At 62.1% G+C, this 256-nt stretch carries 1 protein-coding gene; it reads right to left on the bottom strand.

From position 1 onward, the window contains the following. Positions 1-2 precede the first annotated feature (2 nt). A partial coding sequence (locus tag SB816_RS33235; RefSeq protein WP_410548410.1) for a hypothetical protein occupies positions 3-256 on the bottom strand: 254 nt, incomplete at its 5' end.

The raw sequence follows: 256 nt of genomic DNA, 5'->3' as shown, positions 1-256 counted from the left end.
CATCAGCCGCGTCGACGCCAGTTCGGCACGGCGCTGAGAATCCGCGCAACGATGGAACCCTGTGCCGGAACCGTTTCTCTTCGCGCGCCACCAGCAAGCGATCCAGCCGACAGGTCTGCATGATCCTCGCCGAGCAGATCGTGAATGGCAACGTACCCATCGCCGCGGTACACATGCTCGACCAGCCGATGGATCTTGCCAAGGGGCTCGGACAACCAGTTATAGGTCGATGGCAGATCCTCTGCCGCATGCCTGC

The organism is Achromobacter sp. SIMBA_011 (assembly GCF_046535435.1).
GTDB lineage: Bacteria > Pseudomonadota > Gammaproteobacteria > Burkholderiales > Burkholderiaceae_B > Achromobacter > Achromobacter dolens.
Note: the sequence above shows the minus strand (reverse complement) of the source record. Positions and strands in the feature narration are given on the sequence as shown.